At 64.3% G+C, this 24,889-nt stretch carries 20 protein-coding genes; 16 read left to right on the top strand and 4 right to left on the bottom strand.

From position 1 onward, the window contains the following. Together C2U70_RS18000 and C2U70_RS17995 are read left to right on the top strand one after the other, a co-directional pair. The coding region (locus C2U70_RS18000; protein ID WP_283810386.1) for a molybdopterin dinucleotide binding domain-containing protein at positions 1–342 on the top strand (342 nt) is incomplete at its 5' end. Further along, positions 339–923 carry a HutD/Ves family protein gene (locus C2U70_RS17995; protein WP_140979770.1) on the top strand — a complete coding sequence of 195 codons (585 nt, stop codon included), beginning with the start codon at positions 339–341 and terminating at the stop codon, positions 921–923. The genes C2U70_RS18000 and C2U70_RS17995, both read left to right, overlap by 4 nt. Here C2U70_RS17995 and C2U70_RS17990 read toward each other — a convergent pair whose 3' ends face one another. Beyond that, complete coding sequence (locus tag C2U70_RS17990) at positions 924–2,714, bottom strand: peptide ABC transporter substrate-binding protein (protein WP_140979769.1); 1,791 nt, start codon at positions 2,712–2,714, stop codon at positions 924–926. Positions 2,715–2,972: 258 nt separating this feature from the next. Here C2U70_RS17990 and C2U70_RS17985 point away from each other — a divergent pair, with 258 nt between their 5' ends. Continuing rightward, positions 2,973–4,166: an adenylate/guanylate cyclase domain-containing protein gene (locus C2U70_RS17985; RefSeq protein WP_140979768.1), complete on the top strand. Its 1,194-nt coding sequence runs from the start codon at positions 2,973–2,975 to the stop codon at positions 4,164–4,166. Positions 4,167–4,530: 364 nt separating this feature from the next. Beyond that, entirely contained in the window at positions 4,531–7,020 is a 2,490-nt protein-coding gene (locus C2U70_RS17980) for a tyrosinase family protein (protein WP_210243910.1), read from the top strand. A 114-nt stretch (positions 7,021–7,134) separates the two neighbouring features. Here C2U70_RS17980 and C2U70_RS17975 read toward each other — a convergent pair whose 3' ends face one another. Further along, positions 7,135–9,084, bottom strand: coding sequence for a pyrroloquinoline quinone-dependent dehydrogenase (locus C2U70_RS17975; RefSeq protein ID WP_140979766.1), 1,950 nt, complete (start codon positions 9,082–9,084; stop codon positions 7,135–7,137). A 34-nt stretch (positions 9,085–9,118) separates the two neighbouring features. Beyond that, the gene (locus tag C2U70_RS17970) at positions 9,119–9,481 is read right to left on the bottom strand and encodes a hypothetical protein (RefSeq protein ID WP_140979765.1); all 363 of its coding nucleotides are present in this window, start codon (positions 9,479–9,481) and stop codon (positions 9,119–9,121) included. A gap of 159 nt (positions 9,482–9,640) precedes the next feature. Here C2U70_RS17970 and C2U70_RS17965 point away from each other — a divergent pair, with 159 nt between their 5' ends. The 12 genes from C2U70_RS17965 to C2U70_RS17910 all read left to right on the top strand — a co-directional run bounded on the left by C2U70_RS17965 (position 9,641) and on the right by C2U70_RS17910 (position 23,979). Then, positions 9,641–10,513 (top strand): alpha/beta fold hydrolase, encoded by an 873-nt coding sequence (locus tag C2U70_RS17965; protein WP_140979764.1) that lies wholly within the window; start codon positions 9,641–9,643, stop codon positions 10,511–10,513. A 426-nt stretch (positions 10,514–10,939) separates the two neighbouring features. Further along, positions 10,940–12,196: a GTP cyclohydrolase II gene (locus tag C2U70_RS17960; protein WP_140979763.1), complete on the top strand. Its 1,257-nt coding sequence runs from the start codon at positions 10,940–10,942 to the stop codon at positions 12,194–12,196. A 4-nt stretch (positions 12,197–12,200) separates the two neighbouring features. Beyond that, positions 12,201–13,445, top strand: a complete 1,245-nt coding sequence (locus C2U70_RS17955; RefSeq protein WP_140979762.1) for a URC4/urg3 family protein — start codon at positions 12,201–12,203, stop codon at positions 13,443–13,445. Between the two features lie 54 nt (positions 13,446–13,499). Further along, positions 13,500–14,129 carry a uracil phosphoribosyltransferase gene (gene upp, locus C2U70_RS17950; RefSeq protein ID WP_140979761.1) on the top strand — a complete coding sequence of 210 codons (630 nt, stop codon included), beginning with the start codon at positions 13,500–13,502 and terminating at the stop codon, positions 14,127–14,129. A 29-nt stretch (positions 14,130–14,158) separates the two neighbouring features. Then, positions 14,159–15,622 (top strand): xylulokinase, encoded by a 1,464-nt coding sequence (gene xylB, locus C2U70_RS17945; protein WP_140979760.1) that lies wholly within the window; start codon positions 14,159–14,161, stop codon positions 15,620–15,622. Positions 15,623–15,744: 122 nt separating this feature from the next. Beyond that, complete coding sequence (locus tag C2U70_RS17940) at positions 15,745–17,268, top strand: sugar ABC transporter ATP-binding protein (protein WP_140979759.1); 1,524 nt, start codon at positions 15,745–15,747, stop codon at positions 17,266–17,268. Beyond that, the gene (locus C2U70_RS17935) at positions 17,261–18,307 is read left to right on the top strand and encodes an ABC transporter permease subunit (RefSeq protein ID WP_140979758.1); all 1,047 of its coding nucleotides are present in this window, start codon (positions 17,261–17,263) and stop codon (positions 18,305–18,307) included. Before C2U70_RS17940 ends, C2U70_RS17935 begins: the two co-directional genes overlap by 8 nt. A 97-nt stretch (positions 18,308–18,404) precedes the next feature. Continuing rightward, a complete protein-coding gene (locus C2U70_RS17930) occupies positions 18,405–19,352 on the top strand; it encodes an ABC transporter substrate-binding protein (protein WP_140979757.1) in 948 nt (315 codons plus the stop codon). 78 nt (positions 19,353–19,430) lie between these two features. Beyond that, complete coding sequence (locus tag C2U70_RS17925; RefSeq protein ID WP_140979756.1) at positions 19,431–20,267, top strand: glucose 1-dehydrogenase; 837 nt, start codon at positions 19,431–19,433, stop codon at positions 20,265–20,267. A gap of 195 nt (positions 20,268–20,462) precedes the next feature. Beyond that, the gene (locus C2U70_RS17920) at positions 20,463–21,416 is read left to right on the top strand and encodes a sugar-binding protein (protein ID WP_140979755.1); all 954 of its coding nucleotides are present in this window, start codon (positions 20,463–20,465) and stop codon (positions 21,414–21,416) included. 27 nt (positions 21,417–21,443) lie between these two features. Continuing rightward, positions 21,444–22,949 (top strand): sugar ABC transporter ATP-binding protein, encoded by a 1,506-nt coding sequence (locus C2U70_RS17915; protein WP_140979754.1) that lies wholly within the window; start codon positions 21,444–21,446, stop codon positions 22,947–22,949. A 7-nt stretch (positions 22,950–22,956) separates the two neighbouring features. Then, positions 22,957–23,979: an ABC transporter permease gene (locus C2U70_RS17910; RefSeq protein WP_140979753.1), complete on the top strand. Its 1,023-nt coding sequence runs from the start codon at positions 22,957–22,959 to the stop codon at positions 23,977–23,979. Between the two features lie 6 nt (positions 23,980–23,985). Here C2U70_RS17910 and C2U70_RS17905 read toward each other — a convergent pair whose 3' ends face one another. Next, the gene (locus C2U70_RS17905) at positions 23,986–24,744 is read right to left on the bottom strand and encodes an SDR family NAD(P)-dependent oxidoreductase (RefSeq protein WP_140979752.1); all 759 of its coding nucleotides are present in this window, start codon (positions 24,742–24,744) and stop codon (positions 23,986–23,988) included. Positions 24,745–24,889 lie beyond the last annotated feature (145 nt).

The raw sequence follows: 24,889 nt of genomic DNA, 5'->3' as shown, positions 1-24,889 counted from the left end.
GCGCGCATGAACCCGCGCGATGCGGAAGCGCGCGGCATCAGGGATGGCGACATCATCCGCCTGTTCAATGAACGCGGCGCCTGTCTTGCTGCGGTGCATGTCACCGATGGCATCGCCGCCGGTATCGTCCAGTTGCCGACCGGCGCCTGGTACGACCCGATGGATCCGGAGGACGAGGCGCCGCTCTGTGTCCATGGCAATCCGAACGTGCTCACCCGCGACATCGGCACCTCCTCCTTCGCGCAGGGCTGCACCGGCCAGCTCACGACGGTCGAGGTCGAAAGATTCACCGGCAATCTGCCGCCGATCCGTGCTTTCGATCCGGCGGGTTCGAAGACATGAAAATCACGCTGCTGAAATCCGAGAACTATGCCCGCTCGCCATGGAAGAACGGCGGCGGCATCTTTACCGATATCGCGGATGCCCATCGTGCCGATGCGACGACGAGGGATTGGGACAGCATGCTCTGGCGCTTCGCCAGCACGCCGATCGTGACGCCCGGTCCCTTCTCGCACATGCCCGGCGTCGATCGCCTGCAGATGGTCGTCGGCGGGCACGGGCTGGTGCTCAAGGCTCCGGGCCAGGAGTTCGACGAGCGCAAACCGTTCACGACCGTGCGCTTCACCGGCGAGCTTCCGATCGTGACCGAGCTCGAGGCCGGCCCGGTCGAGGTCGTGAACCTGATGGCACGGCGCGAGGCGGCGGAGATCGACCTTGTGGCGCTCAGCGAGCCCGGCGACCGGCATTTGCCGGCCGGCACGCATCTTCTTTACGCGGTCAGCGGCGATTGCAGCGTCCGGCTCGATGGCGAGGAGTTTGCGATTCCGGGCGATAGCACATTGCGGATCGACCAGGGCGAGCCGTCGATGCTCGCGCTGGTCTCGGGTTTGGCCGTGCTGGGGTCGATTCGGCTCGTGGGCTAGCTACGCGTTGCGATACCAGCTCGCCACGTTCCAAGTCGTGACGTCCCAACCCGAGATGTCGACCATGAGGTTATTGATTCCGGCGCCGACGATGTTGCGCGAGAGCAGTGGTACGAACACGTTGGCCTCGCAGAAAATCTCGTTCACCTTGATCAGCAGCGCGGCGCGCTTGACCGGATCGAGCTCGCTCTGCGCGGCCTTGTAGGCCATGTCGGCCTCGGGATCGGACCAGCGTGAGATGTTACGGCCCAGCCATTTGTTGTCCTTGGTTGCGATCTCCCAGGAGACGCACTGGTTCAGGAACCGCTCCGGATCGGGCTGCGGCTGCGTCGTGTTGTACATCTCCATGTCGGCGTAGAATTTCGAGTAAGTGTCGGGGTTTCCGACATCGGACGAGAAGAACACCGATGCGGTGACCGCCTTGATCTCGATGTCTATCCCGGCGCGCTCGCAGGCCTGCTTGATGATGGCCTGCGTCTTCTGGCGCGGGGCGTTGGTCGAGGTCTGGAAGACGTATTTGAGCTTCTTGCCATCCTTCTCGCGGATACCGTCCGCGCCCCTCTTCCAGCCGGCGTCGTCGAGGATCTTGTTCGCCTTGTCGATGTTGAACTCGTATCTCAACTTGCTCGACTTGAACTGTGCGGGCTGGTTGACGAAGCTGGCGGTGGCGACCCCGCCGCGGCCATAGATGAACTTCTGGATCGAGTCGCGATCGATCAGCAGGTTGAATGCCCGGCGAACGGCCGGATCGGACAGCGTCGGGTGTTTGGTCTTGACGCTGGACCGCTCGCCGTCGACCTCGGTCCACGGGTCCGTGGTGTTGAGGATGATGAACTCGACATTGCCGGAGGTCGTGACATCGACCACGCCTTTGCCGCTGGTCTCCATGCGCTTGAGGACTTCCTCCTCCACCTGCATGTTCCATGCGTAGTCATATTCGCCCGTCTGCAGCACCGCGCGCGCGGCGGAGACCGCGTCGCCGCCACCCTTGACTTCGAGCGTGTCGAAATACGGCTGGTTCTTGACGTGATAGTCCGGGTTGCGTTCGGCCTTGATCAAGTCGCCCGGCTTGAACTCGATGAACCGGTACGGCCCTGTACCGACCGGCTTCAGATTGCCCGGCGCCTCGCGCGACTTCGCGCCGACATAGTCGCCGAAATGATGCTTCGGCAGGATCTGGCCGACCGAGCCGACAAACGGGTCGGCCCAGAACGGGGTCGGGGCCTTGAAGAGCACCTTGACGGTGTGATCGTCGATCTTCTCGACCTTGATATCCTTGTAGGATCCCGTGGTGTACGCGGCGGTGGCCAGATCCGCGGCATATGTCCAGGTGAAGACGACGTCGTCGGCGGTGAAGGGCTTGCCGTCATGCCACTTCACGCCCTGCTTCAGCTTCCAGATCACGCTCATGCCATCCGCCGAAAGGCTGCCATTCTGCCTGGTCGGCACCTCGGCGGCGAGGCACGGCACGAGGTTGCCCTCCTTGTCCCAGCCGGCGAGCGGCTCAAAGAAGATGCGCGAGGCGATCTGATCCTTGGTGCCGATTGCGAAATGCGGATTGAGTAGCGTTGGGGCCTGCCAGAGCAGGATCTTGAGCGGGCCGCCGCCACCCGCCTTGGTCGGCTTGTAGGGCAGCGTGGCGTCCGCCATTGCCAGGTCGTTCCAGAGCAGGATCTGGCTCGCGACCGGGGCCGTGATCCCGACCGCAGCCATTGCCCGGATGAACGAGCGTCGCGACAGCGTGCCTTGTTTCACGCCCGCGATCGCCTTGCGGATTTCGTTCTCGTTCATCAGATGAGCTCCACTCTCGAAGAAAAATCGTCGCCGGCCGTAACCCATCATGTTTGAACATGGACGTGGCGGCAATGCCGACAAGGTCTAGGATGCCTGCGACGAAATGACGATTGTGCGTGGGGCCAAGCCGCGCGGCTTCGGCCGTCGCCGTGACCTCCATTGACGCGGGGCGTCCGAGACACGACATATGCTGCACCGCCAAAGCCCGTGCCGGGCCAAGAGACATCTACAAGAGCCATCCATGAGTATGCAGCCATGAACGCGCCACCCAACCTCGGTCCCGCTGCTGCAGCCGCCGGCGTCCTGCACTGGCTGACCAACGAGACGCACGACCAGCGCTTCATCGACAATATCTTTGCCGAGATGTGCATCCGCCTCCAGCAGGCGGGCATTCCGCTCAAGCGGTCGACGCTCCATGTTCTGATCCAGCATCCGCAATGGCTTGGTGCCCGCTTCATGTGGGCCGACGGGATGCGCGAAGCGGAGATTTCGCGGGTCGACTTCGACGTGCGGGAGCGGTCCGAATTCATCGGCAGCCCTGCCAATGAAATGCACGATGGTGCCACCGAGGTGCGCGAGAACCTCGAACGCGATCCGTCATTGGGGCGCAAGCACGCGATCTATGACGAGATGCGCAAGAAGGGTCTCACCGACTACGTGGCGTGGCCGCTCTACCACACGCTCGGCAAGCGCCATCTCGTCACCTTTGCGACCGATCGTCCGGGCGGTTTCGACGAGGCGCATATCGTCGGCTTGAAGAGCCTTTTGCCGGTGCTGGCGCTGGTCAGCGAAATCCGGATCAAGAACCGGCTGGCGCGCACGCTGCTCGAGACCTATGTCGGTGCGCATGCCGGCGAGCTCATTCTGGCGGGCGCGACGAGGCGCGGCACCGGCACCACGGTGCGCGCCGCGATCCTGATCTGCGATCTCAGGGATTTTACGAAAATCTCCGACAACTGGCCGCGCGACGACGTCATCGATCTCCTCAACGATTATTTTGACGCGATGAGCGAGCCGATCGCAAAACATGGCGGGGAGATTCTGAAGTTCATCGGCGATGGCCTGCTTGCCATCTTCCCGCTCAACGAGCCCGCGGCCTGCACCAATCTGCTGAAAGCCGTGACCGAGGCCCGCCAGGCCATGGCAGCGCTGAACCTGAACAACGAGGCCAGCGGCCGTGCGGCTTTGCACTACGGCATCGGCGTGCACGTCGGCGACGTCATGTACGGCAATATCGGGTCGCGCGCGCGACTCGACTTCACCGTCATCGGCCCCGCCGTCAACATGGCCTCGCGCATGGAAGCCCTCACCAAGCAGGTCGGACGTCCCATCCTGTTGTCGCGTGCCTTCGCCGACCTCGTGAAGGACGATTTCGCGCTCGAACGCGTCGGTGAATTTCCCGTGCGCGGCTTCAGCGAGCCGGTGGAGTTGTTTGCTTATAATGGCTGAGCGCCCGTCGTCCGGATGGAGCCAACGGGCCGGCGCGAAGCGCCGTTCCGGTGACGCAATCCGGGATTCGGGTTCAACTCGCGCGGGGCTTCCCGGATTACGCAAGCGCTCCATCCGGGCTACGACGCTTCTGAGAAGGTCTCACCACGGTTCCCTGCATCACAACGTCATCATTGCTGCCGGAGATGCGTCGTTGATGGATACAACCGCAGGTTAATCCAATTTGTCACAGTGAATTCACTTCTCTGATTTTCGACGCGGGTGTACAGATACAGCGTTAGGTTGAATGCTCTGGGATTATTGCCCCACAGTAGCGCGCCAGGTTATCGCCGTTTTTTCAACGAGATGCGATCCGGAGGCTGTCATGCGTTTCATCAAGATTCTCACGCTCGCTCTGACGCTGTTCGCAACGAACTCTCTCATGACACGAGAGGCACGCGCGCAATGGGGCGGTTGGGAAAATCTCGGCGGTATCATTCTCGAAGAACCCAACTGCGTTAGTTGGGGTCCGAATCGCATCGATTGTTTCGCGCGCGGCACCAATGCCGCGATGTTCCACCGCTGGTGGAATGGTTCTGCCTGGGGCGGCTGGGAGAATCTCGGCGGCATCATCCTGGAAGCGCCGAACTGTGTGAGCTGGGGTCCGAACCGCATCGATTGCTTCGCCCGCGGCACCGACCAGGCGATGTTTCATCGCTGGTGGGACGGCAACTCCTGGGGTGGCTGGGAAAATCTCGGCGGCGTCATTCGCGAGAAGCCGGAATGCGTGAGCTGGGGACCGAACCGCATCGATTGCTTCGCGCGCGGTCTCGACAGCGCGATGTGGCATCGCTGGTGGAATGGCTCCGCGTGGGGCGGTTGGGAGAATCTCGGCGGCGTCATTCTGGAAGGGCCGAGCTGTGTGAGCTGGGGCGCGAACCGCATCGATTGCTTCGCCCGCGGCACGGACGCGGCGATGTGGCATCGCTGGTGGGACGGCAATTCCTGGGGCGGCTGGGAAAGTCTCGGCGGCGTCATCCTGGAAGCGCCGAATTGTGTGAGCTGGGGCGCGAACCGCATCGATTGCTTCGCCCGTGGCACCGATCGCGCGATGTGGCATCGCTGGTGGAATGGCTCGGCCTGGGGCGGCTGGGAGAGCCTCGGTGGCATCATCCTGGAAGCGCCGAACTGCGTGAGCTGGGGACCGAACCGGATCGACTGCTTCGCCCGTGGCACCAATCTCGCGATGTTCCATCGCTGGTGGGACGGCAACTCCTGGGGCGGCTGGGAGAATCTCGGCGGCATCATCCTGGAGCAGCCGAACTGCGTGAGCTGGGCCGCGAACCGCATCGATTGCTTCGCCCGCGGTACCGACCGCGCGATGTGGCATCGCTGGTGGCCGTGTCCGTCCTGCGCCGTCGGAACGCGCAAGTCGATCAACAACCTCACCGCGGCGGAGCTGATGTCGCTGCGCAAGGGCGTCGCGACCATGATGTCGCGCAACTCGGCCCCACGCGACAGCGCCGATTTTCGTCGGAGCTGGATCTTCTGGGCCAACATGCATCTGCATTTCGGCAATGATTGCGCCGGCCCGATCAGCGGGCAGGGCATGCAGGGTGTGCAGACGTTCACTGCGACGAATGCGTCTGAAACCGCGACGTGGTGTAAATGCGAGCACGGCACCGATCGCTTCCTGACCTGGCACCGCATGTATCTCTGGTACTTCGAGCGCGTGCTGCAGCAGGCGGCCGGCGATCCCGCGCTTCGCCTGCCATATTGGGACTACGCGACCGATCCTGGTTTGCCGGCCGCGTATCGTGCCGCGACCTATGTCAACGAGAACGGAGCGACGGTTCCGAACCCGTTGCGCGTCGAGGCACGCCAGGCGGCTCTGAACGCCGGCACGTCGTCATTGTCGGCAGGCGTTCGCTCGTCGGCGGGCGCGATGACGGCGACGAACTACCTGTCGTTCAATGGGTCGCTCGAACAGACACCGCACGGCTCCGTTCACTGCGCCGTCGGCGTCGCCGGCTGCCCGAACGGCCTGATGGGTTCGGTTCCGGTCGCAGCCCTTGATCCGGTGTTCTACGCGCACCACACCAACATCGATCGGCTGTACGAGTGCTGGCTCAAGGTCAACGAGCCGGCGCGGTTGCCGACCGATCCGGGTCATCTCAACACGCAGTTCTCCTTCATCGACTCCGACGGCAGTACCCCCACGCGCAAGGTCAGTGATATGCTGAAGCTCTCGCAACTGGGTTACGCCTATGCCGCGGGCGGCGGCTGTCCGGCCGGAACGCTGGTCGCCGAGGCGGAAGGCGTGAGCATGCAGGGAGCTGCTGTGACCATGAGCGACGCGAACCGAACGACAGTCGCAGCCGCGTCGACCGACCGCGCGCTGGCTTCCGTCGGTCAGACCAAGCTCGAGCGTGGCGTCACGACCGTGCCGATGAACGTCTCCGGTGCGAGCATGAACAGCCTTTCCGCAACCGCCGAGCCGCTCGCCGGACGCCGCGTGCGCCTGGTCATCGACGGCCTGAAATATGATGCGGCACCGGGAACGCTCTACAACGTCTATCTGATGAAGGGCGGCCAGCGCGAGCAGGTCGGCATCATCAACTTCTTCAACTTCTCGGCCCCGGCGGGCGGCGCCCATGCCCACCACACCGGACCTGCCAATGCCAGCCAGTTCGAGTTCGATGCCACCGACGCGGTGCATCGGCTCGGTGTCAGTGCGGGCGAGCAGCCCTCGCTGGTGTTCGAGCCGACCACCGGCCTGTCCGACTCCGCGCCGGAGGCGGCCGCGGCCCTGATCAAGCCGGACGCCAATGTCCGCTTCGACAGCGCCCGTCTCGTCGTCGTGCCGCCGAGTTAGCACGCGGCCGCGTGGCATTGGTCGCGTCAAGACAGGAAACCAGAGCCTCCGTTCCGAAGAGAACGGAGGCTCTGGCGCGTCGGGGTGACCTCGGTGGAGAGCGCGCGGCAGCATTCAGTCCGGAAGCGCGAAGGCCACGATCTCGTCGCTCACCTTCGGCGTGAGGATGGAGTTTCCGCCCGCGGCAAACACGACATATTGCTTGCCCTTGTACTGGTAGATTGCGGGCATCGCGACGGCAGGCGCGCCGACCAGGTGCTTCCACAACACCTCGCCGGTGCGCAAATCGAGCGCGCGCACCCGCGAGTCCATGGAGGCGCCGATGAAGATGAGTCCGCTGGCGGTGAGCGCAGGGGCGCCGATGGTGACGGTGCCCCAGGACTCCGGCATGTAAAAACCCCATTTCTGGATTTGTCCAAACGGTCTTTTCCAGAGCCGTTCGCCGGTCTTCAAATCGTAAGCCGAGATCGTTCCATACGGCGGATTCCAGCAGGGCATGCCGATCGGATTGAGGAACGTCGTGAGGTTGATGCCGTACGGCGCGCCCTCCATCGGAAACAGGCCGCCAGTTTCAAGGCCGCCGCTGGCAGCCTTGGCGTAGTCCGCGCGCGTCAGCAATTGATAGATCTGCACGGCGCTGGTGCTGTTCACGACGAAGATCTGCTTGTCGGGATCGACCGCGCCTCCGCCCCATTCCACGCCGCCGATCGTCCCCGGATATGTCAGCGAGCCCTTCAGGCTCGGCGGCGTGAACAGGCCGTCATAGGCGAGCTCCTTCAGCTTGCGGCTGCAATAGCCGAAGCTGGCGAGATCGGCGAGCTTGAAGACACCCGGCCATTCCGGATCGATCGTCGCACGCGGAAGGGCGACGAAAGGCTGGGTCGGAGCCGATTGTTCGCCCGGCACGCTCGACTTCGGAACGGGACGTTCCTCGATCGGGTAGATCGGCTCGCCATTGGTGCGGTCGAGGATATAAATGAAGCCTTGCTTCGACGTCTGCACCAAAGCGGGGATGGTCTTGCCGTCCTTGGTGATGTCGATCAGGGTCGCGGCCGAATTGGTGTCGTAATCCCAGAGATCGTGATGGACGAGTTGCCGCGACCACACCACCTTGCCGGTGGTGATGTCGAGCGCCGTGACTGACGTGCCGAGCGGAATCGGGTGCTGGCGGTCGCCGCCGTAGAAGTTCGGGCTCGGGGAACTCACGGGAAGGTAGAGCAAATTGCGCTCGGCATCGATCGACATCGAGGCCCAGACATTCGCCGTGCCGGTCTTGGGCCGCGCCTCCTTCGGGATCGATTCAAACGTCCAGCGCAACGCGCCCGTTCGTGCGTCGAGCGCGAACACGGTGCCGGGAGGTGCAGCGGCGTCCGCCCAGTCCTTGCCGGCCCAGCCGACGAAGAGATAATCCTTGAACACGGTGGGCGGCTGCAGCAGCGAGAGCGGCCATTTGGCGTTTTCGGTGTTCCACTGATTGACGTCGACCACGCCGCCGCTACCGAAATCGGCGCACGGCTTGCCGCTGTCGGCATCGACCGCATGCAGCTTGGCATCCATCGTGCCGATATAGACGCGCCTCTGGCAGGGTTGATCGGCGGCGATCGTGTCGGCCTGCCAATATGCGACGCCGCGGTTCTTCAGGTCCGGCTGCGTGAGTGCCTCGAGCTTTGCCTTGGTGTCGTAGGTCCATTTGACCTTCCCGGTATCGGGTTCGACGGCAAAGATGCGATAGAAGGGCGTGCCGAGATAAACCGTGTCGTTGACGAACAGCGGCGTCGCCGACCACACCGTCGCAGGCGTCTTGCCGGTCGCTGCCGAAGCCGTGCCGACATGGGCGCCGCTGACGCGGGCGATCCCGGTGCCGTTCGAAACGTCGCCGGTGTGGACCTTCCAGGCCAGCGCGAGATTTTTCACGTTCTCAGGCGTGATCTGCTTCAGCGGTGAAAATTTCTGCGCCTTGAGATCGCCGTTGAAGTGTTGCCAAAGAGTTTGTTGAGCAGATGCCGCGACCGGCAGGAGCCCGGCCAGCACGACGATCGCAGGGACAAGAACCGTTCGTGTCATGAGCTGTTTTCCCGGTGGAGACTGACGGCCCGGATCACGCCGGGATCGGGCGAGGGCTGAATAGATGAGCGAACCAGCCGACGAGGCAGACCAGCATGAGTGCGACCAGCGTTCCGCTTTCGAGCAGATAGGCCGCGAAGGCCGTGCCGACGATATCCAGCAGCGCGGAGGCTGCAACGAAGGCGCGATAGGCCCGGCTCCCGCCGCTGCTGCGCATGATCAATCCGAATCCAAGCAGGATGATCGTCGAGACGATGACGAGGATCGCGCCGGGTGTCCCGGCAATGCCGCTGCCCGGTGAAAGATAGTTTGCAATCGACACGGCGACGCCGACCAATGCGCCGACGCAGATCAGAATCGAACCGATGTCGACGCTCTTTGGTCCACTCACCGGCATGAGAACCTCGCGGGCCAGTCACAACTGAAAAAGACGAATAGCACGTCGTGGTAGTAGCGGCCAGATGTCCCAAGAGCCCGGGCATGACGAACGCCTCTCGTGCTTGTCGAACGGACGAGGGCGCGCTACTCCGGGTTCACCCGCAGGCAAGAGCTATCCATGACTGACAATGCCGTTCCGACAAGCCGTTATTACGAGTCCCAGGGCCTGCGGCTGCATTATGCAGACTGGGGCAACGAGACCGCGCCGCCGCTCATTCTGGTTCACGGCGGTCGCGATCATTGCCGGAGCTGGGATTTTCTCGCGCGTGCGCTGCGCCCGCATTTTCATGTGCTGGCGCCTGATCTGCGCGGCCACGGCGATTCCGACTGGACCAGGGGCGGCAGCTATCCGCTGACCGATTATGTCTACGACATGACCCGGCTGGTGCAGGCGCTTGCCGTGCCGCGGGTGACGCTGATTGGCCATTCCATGGGCGGGATGGTGAGCCTGATCTATTCGGGATCGTTCCCGGACAGGGTGTCCTCTCTCGTCGTGCTTGACGGCGTCACCGTGCTGCCGGGCGGGAAGGGCCCGCCGCCGCCCCACGAGCGCATCGCCAGATGGGTCGACCAGCTCGACCGGCTGCATGACCGCGCACCGCACCGCCTCGCGTCGATCGAGGAGGCGGCATTGCGGATGCAGGCGCACAACAAGCGCCTGTCGCGCGAGCTGGCGCTGCATCTTGCGACTCACGGCGTCAGGCAGAACGAAGACGGCAGCTATAGCTGGAAGTTCGATCCCTATCAGCGCGTCTCGGCGCCGCATCGGCTGTGGGCGGACGATCATGTCGCGCTGTGGGCGCGCATCACCTGTCCGACGCTGCTGGTCAACGCCTCCGAGAGCTTCCTCGCCGGGCCCCGCGCGGCGGGACTTGCGGATCACTTCCAGCAGGCCCGTGTCGAGACGATCTCCGGTGCCGGGCACTGGCTTCAGCACGACAAGCCGGATGAGGTGCTGGGCTCGATCCGCAGCTTTCTCGGCGTGACCTGAGGCGCTGGAAGACCCAAGTCGTAACTTGGGTCGAAAACAACCCCATGCACAGTAGCCGGGGTCAGGGCGTGCGATTGCGGATTTTACGAAATTCTCCTTGACCTGTCGGGCAAATCAGGCGTATATTGCCATCATCGCCAAGTGTGGTGCCGAGCCGTTACATCAGGCGAAAACGTGCTCATTCACGACATGATGGCGCAGCTTGATGCGCATTCCGCGCCAATCCTGACCGATCTCAGCACGCGAGTGCGCCGGGGGACTTGGCAGCCCTTCCACGCTATTGAAATTAATAGCAAATCATCCATATATTGACGTTCAATCGTCACTGTCTCCCGAGCATACTAATGTATGCGCTGGCAGGAACAGCGACGTTACGGAGCCAGGCCCGTCCGACAGGCGGGCCGTTGGCTTTTTGGGAGCCCGGTCATGAGCCGCTCGAACGGCACCGACCACATCCGCCTCACCTCCCATCCGGAGCCGGGCGGAAAGGCGGCCTTTCCGATCCATTGGGGCGCCGCCGATGCACGCGCGCGCGGCCCGATCGTCGGCACGGTGTCGCGCGCATCGGATCGCAACGTGATCGGCAGCCATGGCGGCTCCTACGCGGTCTATCGCGCGCTCGCCGTCTCCGCCGGCGCGCTCGATCCCATCCGCCGCCCCGATCTCACCAACACGTTTCCCGCCGCGACCATCGGGCCGTTCCCGCAATGGACCGATCCGGACAAGATCGTTGCACTCGATCCGTGGGGGCATCTGGTCGCCGAGAATTTCCGCCAGGAGATCGCTGAAGGCGCCGACATCAGGCCGAGCATCGCGGTGACGCGTGCGCGGCTCGATCTGCCTGAAATCCGCGACGCGATCGCCGCGAAGCGGCTGAAGTCCGACGGCGAGGTCGTGCACGCCAATGGCAGCGTGTCGGTCGTGAAGATCGCGATCGATCCGGTCTGGTATCTGCCAGGGATCGCCACACGCTTCGGCACCAGCGAGACCAGCCTGCGCCGTACGCTGTTCGAGCAGACCGCGGGCATGTTCCCAGAGCTCGTGACGCGCCCTGACATGAAAGTGTTCTTGCCGCCGATTGGCGGCACCACCGTCTATATGTTCGGCGACGTCACCAAGCTGCCCGACCATCGCACCAAGATCACCTGCCGCGTGCATGACGAGTGCAACGGCTCCGACGTGTTCGGGTCCGACATCTGCACCTGCCGTCCCTATCTCATCCACGGCATCGAGGAATGCGCGCGCGACGCGCAATCAGGCGGGCTCGGGCTCGTCGTCTATAACCGCAAGGAAGGCCGCGCGCTCGGCGAGGTCACAAAGTTCCTCGTCTACAACGCGCGCAAGCGCCAGGAGGATGGCGACGCGGCCGCCGCCTATTTCGAGCGCACCGAATGCGTCGCCGGCGTTCAGGATGCGCGCTTCCAGCAATTGATGCCGGATACGATCCACTGGCTCGGGCTGAAGCGGATCGATCGCTTCCTGTCGATGAGCGACATGAAATACGACGCGCTCACGGGGCAGGGCATCGACATCGTGGAACGCGTGCCGATCCCGCTGGAGCTGATCCCGGCCGACGCGCATGTCGAGATCGCCGCCAAGAAGGCCGCCGGTTATTACTCCGAGGAGATTCCGGCGGCGAAGGATTTGACCGACACGGTCGGGCGCTCGCTGGAGAAATATTGATCCCGTGACGCCGGCCACGGCCACAGAGCAACAGGCCCGTTCGCTGCTCTCGGCGCAAGCCGTTCGCGCGCGCGCCGAGCAGATGCTCGCCATCGGCCTGCGCGGCGATCTCACGCACTTCACCGTCGATCTCGACCGTATGGATGCGGTGGCCGACGCCGTGCTCGCGGTCACGCGCCGGTCTTATCCCACACTGAACGTGCCCTTTCATGCGCGCTGGCGGCACTTCGTTCGCGACGGTGTCGATCGCTGGGCCGACATCGCCGATACCGTCGCGTGGCCGGATCGCGCGGCGCGGGCACGCGCCGAATTCGACCTCGCCATCGTCAGCGTGCTGCTGGATGCGGGTGCCGGTGCTGTCTGGCGATATCGTGATGCCGTGACGGGAGCGGATGTCGGCCGCTCCGAGGGACTCGCGCTCGCAAGCCTCGACATGTTTGCGAACGGCGCGTTCTCCAGCGATGCCCAAAATCCCTTCCGGGTCGATGCGGACGTGCTTGCGCAACTGCCGCTCGATCGGCTGCAAACCGGTTTTCAGGTCACGGACCACAATCCGCTGCTCGGCCTCGAGGGCCGCGCCGATCTGCTGCGCCGCCTCGGCAGACACTTGCTGGATCGATCTGATGTCTTCGCGCTGAACGATCGCCCGCGTCCGGGAGGGCTGTTCGACCATCTCGCAGCGAAGGCCGTCGGCGGCGTGATCGCCGCGCCGGTCATCCTGGCCGCGGTGCTGAGCGAGCTCGGTCCGATCTGGCCGTCGCGGCTCGCGCTCGCGGGCGTGCCGCTCGGCGATTGCTGGCGCCATCCCGCAATCACCGCCGATGATGCTACCGCAGGCCTCGTGCCCCTGCACAAGCTGTCGCAATGGCTGAGCTATTCGCTGATCGAGCCGTTGCAGCGCGCCGGCTTCGACGTCACCGACATCGACGGCCTCACCGGTCTCGCTGAATACCGCAACGGCGGCCTGTTCGTCGATCTCGGCGTGTTGCGGCTGCGCGACGCTGCGGATGCAGAGCGTTCCCATGCCGTGGATTCGCTTCTCGTCGTGGAGTGGCGTGCGCTGACCGTTGCCTTGCTGGATCGCATCGCCGAACGCGTCCGCGCGAAACTTGGTCGCAATTCTCAGGAATTGCCGTTGGCGAGCGTACTCGAAGGCGGCACCTGGGCGGCGGGCCGTGCCGCCGCGTTCGAGCGGCGCAGTGACGGCGCCTCGCCGCTCAAGGTCATCAGCGACGGTACCGTGTTTTAGCGCGTGGTCCGAAAAGGCATGCGCGACATTTAGACTCTCAGGGAGCACCAGATCATGGAAGGCGTCACGATCGTCGATCACCCGCTGGTCCAGCACAAGCTGACGCTGCTGCGCGACAAGTCCATCTCGACAAAATCCTTCCGCGAGCTGCTCAAGGAGATCGGGATGCTGGTGTGCTACGAGGTCACACGCGACCTTCCGCTCACCGACGTCGTCGTCGAGACGCCGCTGGCGCGGATGCACTCGGCCAAGATTGCCGGCAAGAAGCTGGCCTTCGTGCCGGTGCTCCGCGCCGGCGTGACCTTCGTCGACGGCATGATGGATCTGGTGCCGACCGCGCGCATCGCCCATATCGGGCTGTACCGCGAGCCGCACAGCTTTGCCGCGGTCGAATATTTCTTCAAGTCGCCGTCCGATATCAACGAGCGCCTCGCGATCGTGGTGACGCCGGTGCTTGCGACCGCCAACACGGCGGTTGCCGCGGTCGACCGGCTGAAGGAACGCGGTGCCAAGGACATCCGGCTCGCCTGCCTGATCGCTGCGCCGGAAGGACTCGAACGTATCAGGGGCCTGCATCCCGACGTTCCGATCTGGACGGCGGCCGTCGACGAAGGGCTGGATGAGGAAGGGTTTATCGTCCCCGGCCTGGGCGATGCCGGCGACCGCGCTTACGGAACCAGATAAGAGATCGTTGCTGAACGCGGGCAGGCGTCATGTATCTCGGCATCGATCTCGGCACGTCGGCGATCAAGACCGTTCTGGTCGATGATGCCCAGCGCGTGATCGCGACCCAAAGCCGATCGCTTGAGACTGTTTCGCCGCATCCGGGCTGGTCCGAACAGGATCCCGCACATTGGATCGATGCCGCCGTTGCAACGCTGGATGCGTTGAAAGCGGATCATCCGCGCGAACTGGCGGCAGTTGAAGGCATCGGCTTGTCCGGCCAGATGCATGGCGCGACGCTGCTCGACGCAAACCTCAGGCCGTTACGTCCCTGCATCCTCTGGAACGACGGACGATCCGCGCTCGAATGCCGCGAGCTCGAGGAGCGTTGGCCGGCATTGCGCAAGACGACCGGTAACAAGGCGATGCCCGGCTTCACTGCGCCGAAATTGTTGTGGGTCGCGAAGCACGAGCCGGAGATATTTGCGGCGACCAGGCTGGTGCTGCTGCCAAAGGCCTATCTGCGCCTTCACCTCAGCGGTGAAGCGGTCGAGGATGTCTCGGACGCGTCGGGATCCCTATGGCTCGATGTCGCGCGACGCGACTGGTCGGATGAAGGACTCGTCGCGACCGGCCTGTTGCGCAAGCACATGCCGCGCCTCGTCGAGGGATGCGCGCCCGCGACGACACTGCGTAGCGAGTTGGCGCAACGCTGGGGCATGACAAGGCGTCCCGTGATCGCCGGAGGCGCCGGGGACAACCCGGCGGGCGCCGTCGGCATCGGGGCGATACGGCCGGGAGCCGCGTTCATCTCGCTGGGCACCTCGGGCGCGTTGCTGGTGCCGACCGACACGATCGCCGCCAACCCCGATAGGGCCGTGCACACCTTCTGTCACGCCGTCCCCGCGATGTGGATCCAGGCCGGCGCAATCCTCTCGGCCGCCTCATGTCTTGCCTGGATCGCGCGGCTGTTCGGCGCCTCCGAGGCCGATCTGCTGCAGCCGCTCGGTGCGCGTCCGAAGGCGCCGTCGCCGGTGAGCTTCTTGCCTTATCTCTCCGGCGAGCGGACGCCGCACGATGATCCCACGGCGCGCGGCATGCTCGACGGATTGAGCTTTGGCACCGATCGAGCTGCGATCGTCCAGGCCGTGCTCGAGGGCGTCGCCTTCGCCCTTGCGGATTGCCGGGACGTGCTTGCCGACACCGGGATCGCGATCGCACAAGCAGATGTCATCGGCGGCGGATCGCGTTCGCGGTTCTGGCTCGCCGTGCTGGCCAACGTGCTTGATGTTCCCATCCATCGCTTTGCCGATGGCGAGACGGGTGCAGCTTTTGGTGCGGCGCGATTGGGGCGGCTCGCCGTCACTGGCGAGACAGTGGAAGCCGTTTGCACGCCACCGCAACGCGTCGAAACCTTTGAACCCGAACGCGCTCTCGCTGACGCCTATGCCGAGCGGCTTCCTGAATGGCGTAAGTTGTATCGTCCGCGGAACCAGCGCCCTTCTCAAATTTAATTGCGGTCAATCCCGCGAAGCGCGATCGGTATTGCCCTTCGTCGTCGCCTTTTGTTTAATGCGTGAACCGCGCGGCCTGGCAAACGAGACGCGGGTGAATGCGTTGTGCGCCGGGAGGCACGATGAGCGATCCGATCCTCGAGATGCGCGGGGTCTCAAAATCCTTCTTCGGCATCAAGGCGCTGCGCACGGTGGACCTCACCGTCTATGCCGGCGAAATCCATGCCTTGATGGGCGAGAACGGCGCCGGCAAATCGACGCTGATGAAGATCCTGTCGGGCGCCTACAAGCCTGATCCCGGCGGTGAGATTCGCATCGAGGGCAGGCCCGTGCAAATCCACGGCCCGCTTGGCGGCCGCGCGGCAGGCATCTCGATCATCTACCAGGAACTGTCGCTGGCCCCCAATCTGACGGTTGCGGAGAATATTTATCTCGGTCGCGAGCTCTCTCGTTCAGGTTTGCTCGCACGCGGCACCATGCGCGCTGGCGTCGGCCCGATCCTGGAGCGGCTCGGCGCGGACTTCACCCCGTCAACGCTGGTGGCGCATTTGTCGATGGGGCAGCGTCAGCTGGTCGAGATCGCCCGCGCGCTGCATGTGCGATCGAAGATCCTGATCATGGACGAGCCGACGACATCACTGTCCGCCGCCGAGAGCGAGCGGCTGTTCGCGCTGATCCGCCAACTCCGCGCCGAGGGGCTTGCCATCATTTACATCTCGCACCGCATGGACGAGGTCTACGCGCTCGGCGATCGCGTCACGGTGCTGCGCGACGGCCGGCTGGTCGGCTCGCTGGACAAGTCCGACATCCGCGCCGACACCATCGTCCGCATGATGGTCGGGCGCGACGTGTCGTCCTTCTACAAGAAGGATCATGATCCCGAGGCGGGGAAGGGGCATCCGGTGCTGGCCGCGATCGACATGTCCGACGGGCAGCGTGTCAAGGGCTGCTCGCTCACGGTCCATGCCGGCGAGGTCGTCGGGCTCGCCGGCCTGATCGGCGCGGGTCGCACCGAGCTTGCGCACCTCATCATTGGCGCTGCGCCGAAGATTTCGGGGCGGCTCGAGCTCGAGGGAAGGCCGATCGAGATCCGCACGCCCGGCGAGGCGCTGGAGACCGGCATCGCCTATCTCACCGAGGACCGCAAGGCGCTTGGCCTGTTCCTGGACATGTCCTGCCTCGATAACATCAACCTCGCAGTCTTGGGCGACGACGCCAGGCTTGGCTGGATCCTCGATCGCGACAAGGCGCGCGAGCGCGCCGACCGGGCATTCACCGGCTTGAGCATCCGCGCTGCAAATCCCGGCGTGCCGGCGGGCGGGCTCTCCGGCGGCAACCAGCAGAAGGTGCTGCTGTCGCGGCTGCTTGCGATCGCGCCAAAAGTTTTGATCCTGGACGAGCCGACGCGCGGCGTCGACGTCGGAGCCAAGTCCGAGATCTATTCGATCATCGACAATCTCGCGAAGTCAGGCACGGCGATCCTCGTCATCTCGTCCGACCTGCCGGAGATCATCGGCATCTGCGATCGCGTCATCGTGATGCGTTCGGGGCACATCGCCGGCGAGGTCAAGCGAACCGAGACGTCGCCGCTGAACCAGGAGGATATCATGGCACTCGCCACCGGGATGGAGCACCTCGATGCCTGATGATGGTGCCTCGCAGGCCAAGGCCGCGCCCGTCACGGCGAACGGCGTCGCGGCTGCACAGGAGACGAAGCGGCAGCGCGTCAGGGTACTGGTCCGTGCCCTCGGCATGCTGCCGGTGCTGCTGATCCTGTGCCTCGGCTTCCACTTCCTGTCCGAGGGACGCTTCTTCACGGGGCAGAATCTCGGCATCGTGCTGCAGCAGGCCGCCGTCAACACGGTGCTGGCGGCGGGCATGACCTTCGTCATCCTCACCGGCGGCATCGATCTCTCGGTCGGCTCCATTCTCGCGGCGGCCGCGATGGCCGGGCTGACCATCTCAAAGCTTCCGGAATTCGGGCTGCTGTGGTTGCCGGTCGCGGTCCTCACCGGCCTTGGTTTCGGCGTTATCAACGGTGCGCTGATCGCGCTTCTGCGCCTGCCGCCCTTCATCGTGACGTTGGGGTCGCTGACGGCCGTGCGCGGTCTTGCGCGTTTGCTCGGTGCCGACACCACCGTGTTCAATCCGTCGATCCCCTATGCCTTCATCGGCAACGGTTCGCTTACTCTCATTCCCGGCGTCGCCTCGATTCCCTGGCTGTCTGTCATCGCCCTGCTGGTGATCTTCGGCTCGTGGCTGGTGCTGCGCCGAACCGTGCTCGGCGTGCACATCTATGCCGTCGGCGGCAACGAAAGCGCGGCGCGCCTCGCCGGCATCAAGGTCTGGGCCGTCGTGATTTTCGTCTATGGCGTGTCGGGCCTTTTGGCCGGACTTGGCGGCGCGATGCAGGCCGCGCGGCTTTATGCCGCCAACGGCTTGCAGCTCGGCCAATCCTACGAGCTCGATGCGATCACTGCAGTGATCCTCGGCGGCACGTCCTTTGTCGGTGGCATCGGCTCGATCTGGGGAACGCTGGTCGGAGCGCTCATCATCGCCGTGTTGTCAAACGGACTTATCCTCGTCGGGGTATCCGACATTTGGCAATACGTGATCAAGGGTCTGGTGATCATCGGTGCCGTCGCACTCGATCGTTACCGGTTGCAGGGCTCGGCCCGCACTTGAAGTTTGGTCGCGCGCAAGGTTCTATGTTGCGTTGTGGGACCTCGTGACGGCAACTGGTCGGCTGTCGCGGGACAAAAAACAGACCAGGGAGGAAGCCATGTTGAAGACGATCTCGCTTGCCGGCGCCGCCATGGCGCTGGTCCTGAGTTCATCGCCGTCCTTTGCCAAGGAGCTCAAATCGATTGGCGTCTCGCTGGGTTCGCTCGGCAATCCGTTTTTCGTCGCGCTGTCGAAGGGCGCGGAGTTCGAGGCCAAGAAGACCAATCCGAACGTGAAGGTGACGACGGTCGGCTTCGAATATGACCTCGGCAAGCAGGTTACCCAGATCGACAACTTCATCGCCGCCGGCGTCGACCTCATTCTGCTCAACCCCGGCGATCCCAAGGCGATCGGACCGGCGATCAAGAAAGCGCAGGCGGCGGGCATCGTCGTCGTTGCCGTGGACACCGCCGCCGAAGGCGCCGATGCCACCGTGACCACGAACAACGTCCAGGCCGGCGAGATCTCCTGCCAGTACATCGTCGACAAGTTGGGGGGCAAAGGCGACGTGATCATCCAGAACGGCCCGCAGGTGTCCGCCGTGATCGACCGCGTCGTCGGCTGCAAGAACGTGTTCGCCAAGAACCCCGGCATCAAGGTTTTGTCGAGCGATCAGGATGGCAAGGGATCGCGCGAAGGTGGATTGACCGTTGCGCAGGGCTATCTGACCCGCTTCCCGAAGATCGACGCGATCTTCGCCATCAACGATCCGCAGGCGATCGGCACCGATCTCGCGGCAAAGCAGCAGCAGCGCAGCGGCATCATCATCACCGCGGTCGACGGCGCGCCCGACATCGAGGCATCGCTGAAGGATCCGGGCTCGCCCCAGATCCAGGCCTCGGCCTCGCAGGATCCCTTCTTCATGGCACGCCGCGCCGTTCAGGTCGGGGTCAGCATCCTCGGCGGGCAGAAGCCGGCCAACCCGGTCGAACTTTTGCCGTCGAAGCTCGTTACCCGGGATAACGTCGCCGAGTACAAGGGCTGGACCTCGGACCGTTCGCAATAGCCGAGCGCGTGTTATGCTTTGCGGAGCGCCGCCTCTTGCAGGCGGCGCTTCTCTTCATTTCTCCAACGTGACCCACCCATGCAGCAGCCGGACCGTTCAACTCAATTTTCGTCGCGCCTGGTTGGGCAATACGCACTGGTGACGGGAGCCACCCAGGGCATCGGGCGCGCGGTCGCCGTCCGGTTCGCGCAGGAAGGCGCGACCGTCGCGATCAATTTTCATGATTATCGTGCAAATGCCGAGGATACGCTCGCCCTGGTGCAGGCGGCGTCGCGTGCGCGCGGCCATGGCGATCAGGACCACCTCGTCGTGAAGGCCGATATCGGTGTCGAGGCCGATATTGCGGGGATGTTCGAAACCGTGCTGGCGCACTGGCCGCGGCTCGATTGCCTGGTCAACAATGCCGGCTTCCAGCAGGAGTCCGCGAGCGAGGCGCTCGATGTCGCAACCTATCGCCGCATCATCGACGTCAACCTGAACGGCGCGGTGCTCTGCGCCCAGCAGGCGCTCGCGCATTTCGTGAAGCGTGATGGCGGCGGCACCATCGTCAACTGCTCGAGCGTCCACCAGATCATCCCAAAGCCCGGCTATCTCGCCTATTCCATCAGCAAGGGCGGCATGGCGAACCTGACGCGGACCCTGGCGCTGGAGTTCGCGGGCCGCGGCATTCGCGTCAACGCGGTGGCGCCGGGGGCGATCGACACGCCCATCAACGCGGCATGGACAGGCGACCCGGCCAAGCGCGCGGCCGTCGAGTCGCACATTCCGCTCGGTCGCGTCGGGACCCCGGACGAGATCGCCGGCGTGTTCGCCTTTCTGGCCTCTGACGAAGCCGCCTATATCACCGGCCAGACCATCTATGTCTGCGGCGGCCTCACGCTGTTCGGCGAGTTCAGGGAAAACTGGGCGAGCTAGCTCCACCCTGACAATGCTGCGTCGGGTATCCCGAGGGCTTCACGCTTTCGTTGTGCGCCGCCCAAACGCCGGTCCTCGGTTGCGCTACCAAAACCTTTCTGCTAGCCTTGAGGTGCGCGCCTCATTTTGAGGCGATGCTTGGCTTGTGCCGTGAGTTGGCCCGTAGATGGCTGACCGCATTCAGGGAGGGGTTCGATGCAGCGTCTTGTTGTTGCAGGTATTTCCGTTGCCGTTTCGGCTCTGCTGGGGCTCGCCTCCGCGCAGGCCGCCGACAAGAAGGTCCTGGCCTTCGTCGTCAATGGCGCGTCAGACTTCTGGAAGATCGCCGAAGCCGGCGTGAAGAAGGCGCAGGGCGAACTGCCCAATTACGATCTCCAGCTCAAATATCCCGAGCAGGCCGCCGCCGCCGTGCAGCAGCGCATGATGGACGATTTGGTTGCCGCCGGTGCGGCCGGCATCATGGTCAGCGCCGTCGATCCCAAAAACCAGACCGAGCACCTCAACAAGGTCGCCTCGCAGACGCTGCTCTTCACCACCGACAGCGACGCGCCGAACTCGAAGCGCATCGCCTATATCGGCTCGTCCAACACCGAGCTCGGCAAGGACGCCGGCAAGATGATGCTGAAGGCGCTGCCGAACGGCGGCAAGTGCGTCGGCTTCGTCGGCCTGCCCGGCGCCGACAATGCCCGCGAGCGCATCGAAGGCGTGAAGGAGACCATCAAGGGCTCGAAGATCGAGCTCGTCGACGTCCGCGGTGACGAGATCGACCAGACCCGCGCCAAGCGCAATGTCGAGGACATCCTCGCCGCCATGCCCGACGTGAGCTGTATGGTCGGCTTCTACTCCTACAACACGCCGCGCATCTACGAGGTGCTGAAGGAAGCCGGCAAGCTCGGCAAGATCCAGATCATCGGCTTCGACGAGGATCCGATCACGCTCGGCGGCGTCAAGGAAGGCAGCATCGCCGGCACCGTCGTGCAGCAGCCCTACGAGTGGGGCTATCAGGGCATGAAGCTGATGGCCGCCTATATCGGCGGCAACAAGTCGGGCGTTCCGGCCAACGGCATCATCATCGTGCCCGGCAAGGTCATCGACAAGTCGAACGTCGACGACTTCATGGCCTCGATGAAGGCGATGCTGAAGAAGTAACGGGAGACCTGACGCTCACAGCCTCCAATGTCTGAGCCGTTCCTCGAGCTGGTCGACATCAGCAAGAACTATCCCGGCGTGGTCGCTCTCGACCACGTCGACCTTTCTGTGTCGCGCGGCGAGGTGATCGCCCTGATCGGCGAGAACGGCGCCGGCAAGTCGACGCTGATGCGCGTGCTCGGCGGCGTCGTCGAGCCGAGCGGCGGCCTGCTCCGCGTCGACGGCGTCGAGCGGAGCTCGCTGACGGTTGCGGAGGCGATCAAGGCCGGTATCGCCTTCGTCCATCAGGAGCTCAATCTCTTCGACAATCTCGACGTCGCCGGCAACGTCTTCATCGGCCGCGAGCCCGTCTATGGCGGGCCGCTGCGGCTGATCGACCGCAAGCAGTTGCATGCCAGGGTGCGGCCGCTGCTCGAACGTCTCGGGGCCGATTTCGGCCCGGATGCGCCGCTTGCGGAGCTGTCGCTGGCCCAGCACCAGCTGGTCGAGATCATGAAAGCGCTGTCGCTCGATGCGCGCCTCGTCATCATGGACGAGCCGACGTCGAGCCTGACCCTGACCGAGACCGACCGCCTGATGCGGGTGATCGCCGCCCTCAAGGCCGATGGTGTCAGCGTCATCTTCATCACACATCGCCTCAACGAGGTCGTGCAATGCGCCGACCGCGCGGTGGTGCTGCGCGACGGGCACGTGGTCGGCTCACTCCGGCGCGATGAGCTGGCGCCGGCGGCGATGATCCGCCTGATGATCGGGCGTGACCTCAAATCGCTCTACGTGCCGCCGGCAGCACCACCCGGCGCCAGCGTGCTGGATATCGACGGCGCCGTGACGTCGACCTATCCGGACCGCGCCGTCAGCCTCTCGGTGCGCCGCGGCGAGATTCTCGGTCTCGCGGGCCTGGTCGGCTCCGGCCGCACCGAGCTTGCGCGCGCGATCTTCGGCGTCGATCCGCTGCAGGCCGGCGCCATCCGGCTCGACGGCGAAGCCATCCGCGTCGCGAGCCCGCGCGCGGCGATCGACCACGGCATCTATCTGATCCCGGAGGACCGCAAGGGCTGCGGCCTCCTGCTCGACGTCTCGATCGCCGAGAACATCTCGCTGCCGGACCTTGCGTCCTATCTGCGCTTCTTCCTGGTCAACACCGCCCGGGAGACGGCAAACGCGCGGACCCAGCGCGAGCGGCTCAAGATCCGCGCGCCCGACGTCGGGACGACCGTCGGCTCCTTGTCCGGCGGCAACCAGCAGAAGGTCGTGCTCGCTAAATGGCTGTCGATGCGGCCAAAGGTGCTGATCTTCGACGAGCCGACGCGCGGGGTCGACGTCGGCGCCAAGCAGGAGATCTACGACATGCTGCGCCGCCTCACCGATGCCGGCGTCGCGATCCTGATGATTTCGAGCGACATGGAGGAGGTGATCGGGGTCAGCGACCGGATCGCCGTCATGCACGAAGGTGCGATCTCCGGCTTCCTTGATCGCAGCCAGTTCAGCGAGCACAATGTGCTGCAGTTGGCCGTCGGCCACGCCGTGGAGTGAGGGTGCCTTGAACAAGAAAGATCTCAGCCTCCTGGTCCTGATCCTCGTGGTCGGCGCGGTCGTCGCCTTCATCAATCCGCGCTTCCTCTATGTCGGCAATCTCTCCAACACGCTCAACCAGGTCGGGATGTTCGGTATCTTCTCGATCGCGGAAGCCTTCGTCATCATCATCGGCGGCATCGAGCTGTCGGTCGGCTCGGTCATCGCGCTGCTCGGCGTGCTCTTCATCGATCTCATCGTCAATCACGACGTCAACTGGGTGCTGGCGCTGGCGATGATCATCGCCGCCGGCCTCGCGATCGGCGCGGTGCACGGCACGCTGGTCACCAAGATCGGCATCCAGCCTTTCGTGGTCACGCTCTGTGGCCTGCTGATCTATCGCGGCGCCGCGCGCTATTACACCGAGGATGCCACCGCAGGCTTCGGCTTCGGCGCGAGCTTTCCGATGCTGGAATGGCTGACGGCGGGCCGAACCAACATCTTGGGCTTCCCGCTGCCGCACAGCGTGATCGCCCTGTTCGTCATCGCCGTCATCGCATGGGTGGTGCTGCATCGCTCCGTGTTCGGCCGCTATCTCTATGCGGTCGGCAAGAACGAGGAGGCGGCGCGCTATTCCGGCATCCGTTCCGGCCGCGTCGTCATCGCCGCCTATGTGATCTGCGGCGGGCTGACCGCGTTCGCGGCGATCCTGATCGCCATGTACACCCGCTCGATCTCGCCGGCGGTGCACGGCTCGTTCTACGAACTCTATGCGATCGCCGCCGCCGTGCTCGGTGGCTGCTCCTTGCGCGGCGGCGAGGGCTCGATCGTCGGCGTCGTGCTCGGCACCGTGCTGCTGCAGGTGCTGCAAAACCTCGTCAATCTGCTGGGCATCCCGAGCTCGCTCAATTTCGCCGTCATGGGCACCGTGATCCTGATCGGCGTGCTCGCCGACCAGTATCTCGTGCAGCGCCGCCGCCGCGCCACGACCGCGAAAGGGGTGCCGCAGGCCAGCGGCGCCGGCGCCTCGGTCGGCGCGAGCGCGGAGTAAGGCAGCTCAGACCCAGCCACCGTCCACGACATATTGCTGCGAGGTGCAGGCGGATGCCTCGTCGGACGCAAGGAAGACGGTGAACTTCGCGATCTCGTCCGGCACCAGCTTGCGCTTCAGGCACTGCCGCCGCATCAGCTCTTCCTCGCCTTCCGGCGTCAGCCATTTCTCGATCTGGCGCTTGGTCATGATCCAGCCGGGCGCAATCGAATTGACGCGGATGTTGTAGGGGCCGTAGTCGCGCGCCAGCGAACGGGTGAGGCCGAGGATGCCGGACTTGCTGGCGGTGTAGGCCGCCATGCCGCCCTGTCCGGCCATCCAGGAGATCGAGCCGAAATTGATGATGACGCCGGCCTTCGCCGCCTTCATGTCGGGCAGCACCGCTTGCGCCGCGAAGAACTGATGCTTGATGTTCACGCCGACGCGGTCGTCCCAATATTCCGGCGTCATCTCCTCGGTCGGATGCCGCTCGTCATGGGCGGCGTTGTTGATGAGGATGCTGATCGCGCCATGCGCCTTGCGCGCCGCGATCACGCCTGCGCGAAGTGCTGCCGTGTCGGTGAGGTCGACGTTCTGGAAGTGCACGGCCAAGCCGGCGCCCGTGAGCTCGCGCGCAAGCTCGGTGCCTTCCTCGACCTTGATATCGAAGAACACGACGGTCGATTTCTGTCGCGCGAAGTGACGCACGATCGCCTCGCCGATCCCCGATGCGCCGCCGGTGACGAGAACGACCTTGCCGGCGAGGTCGGGATAAATGGCGGCCATTGCTTCCTCCAGATTTGCTTTGTCCGGCGGCGGAATACGCTGCCAGCGATGTTTTCATGCGACCTTAGTGGCTTTCGTGAGGTGTATCGATCAGAATTTTAGTTGCGTACCTCAAAAATCGAAGGCAGGATTGCCGCAACAGATA

The organism is Bradyrhizobium guangdongense (assembly GCF_006483445.1).
Classification (GTDB): domain Bacteria; phylum Pseudomonadota; class Alphaproteobacteria; order Rhizobiales; family Xanthobacteraceae; genus Bradyrhizobium; species Bradyrhizobium guangdongense_A.
The sequence above is the reverse complement of the archived record's forward strand: the minus strand, read 5'-3'. Positions and strand labels throughout refer to the sequence as shown.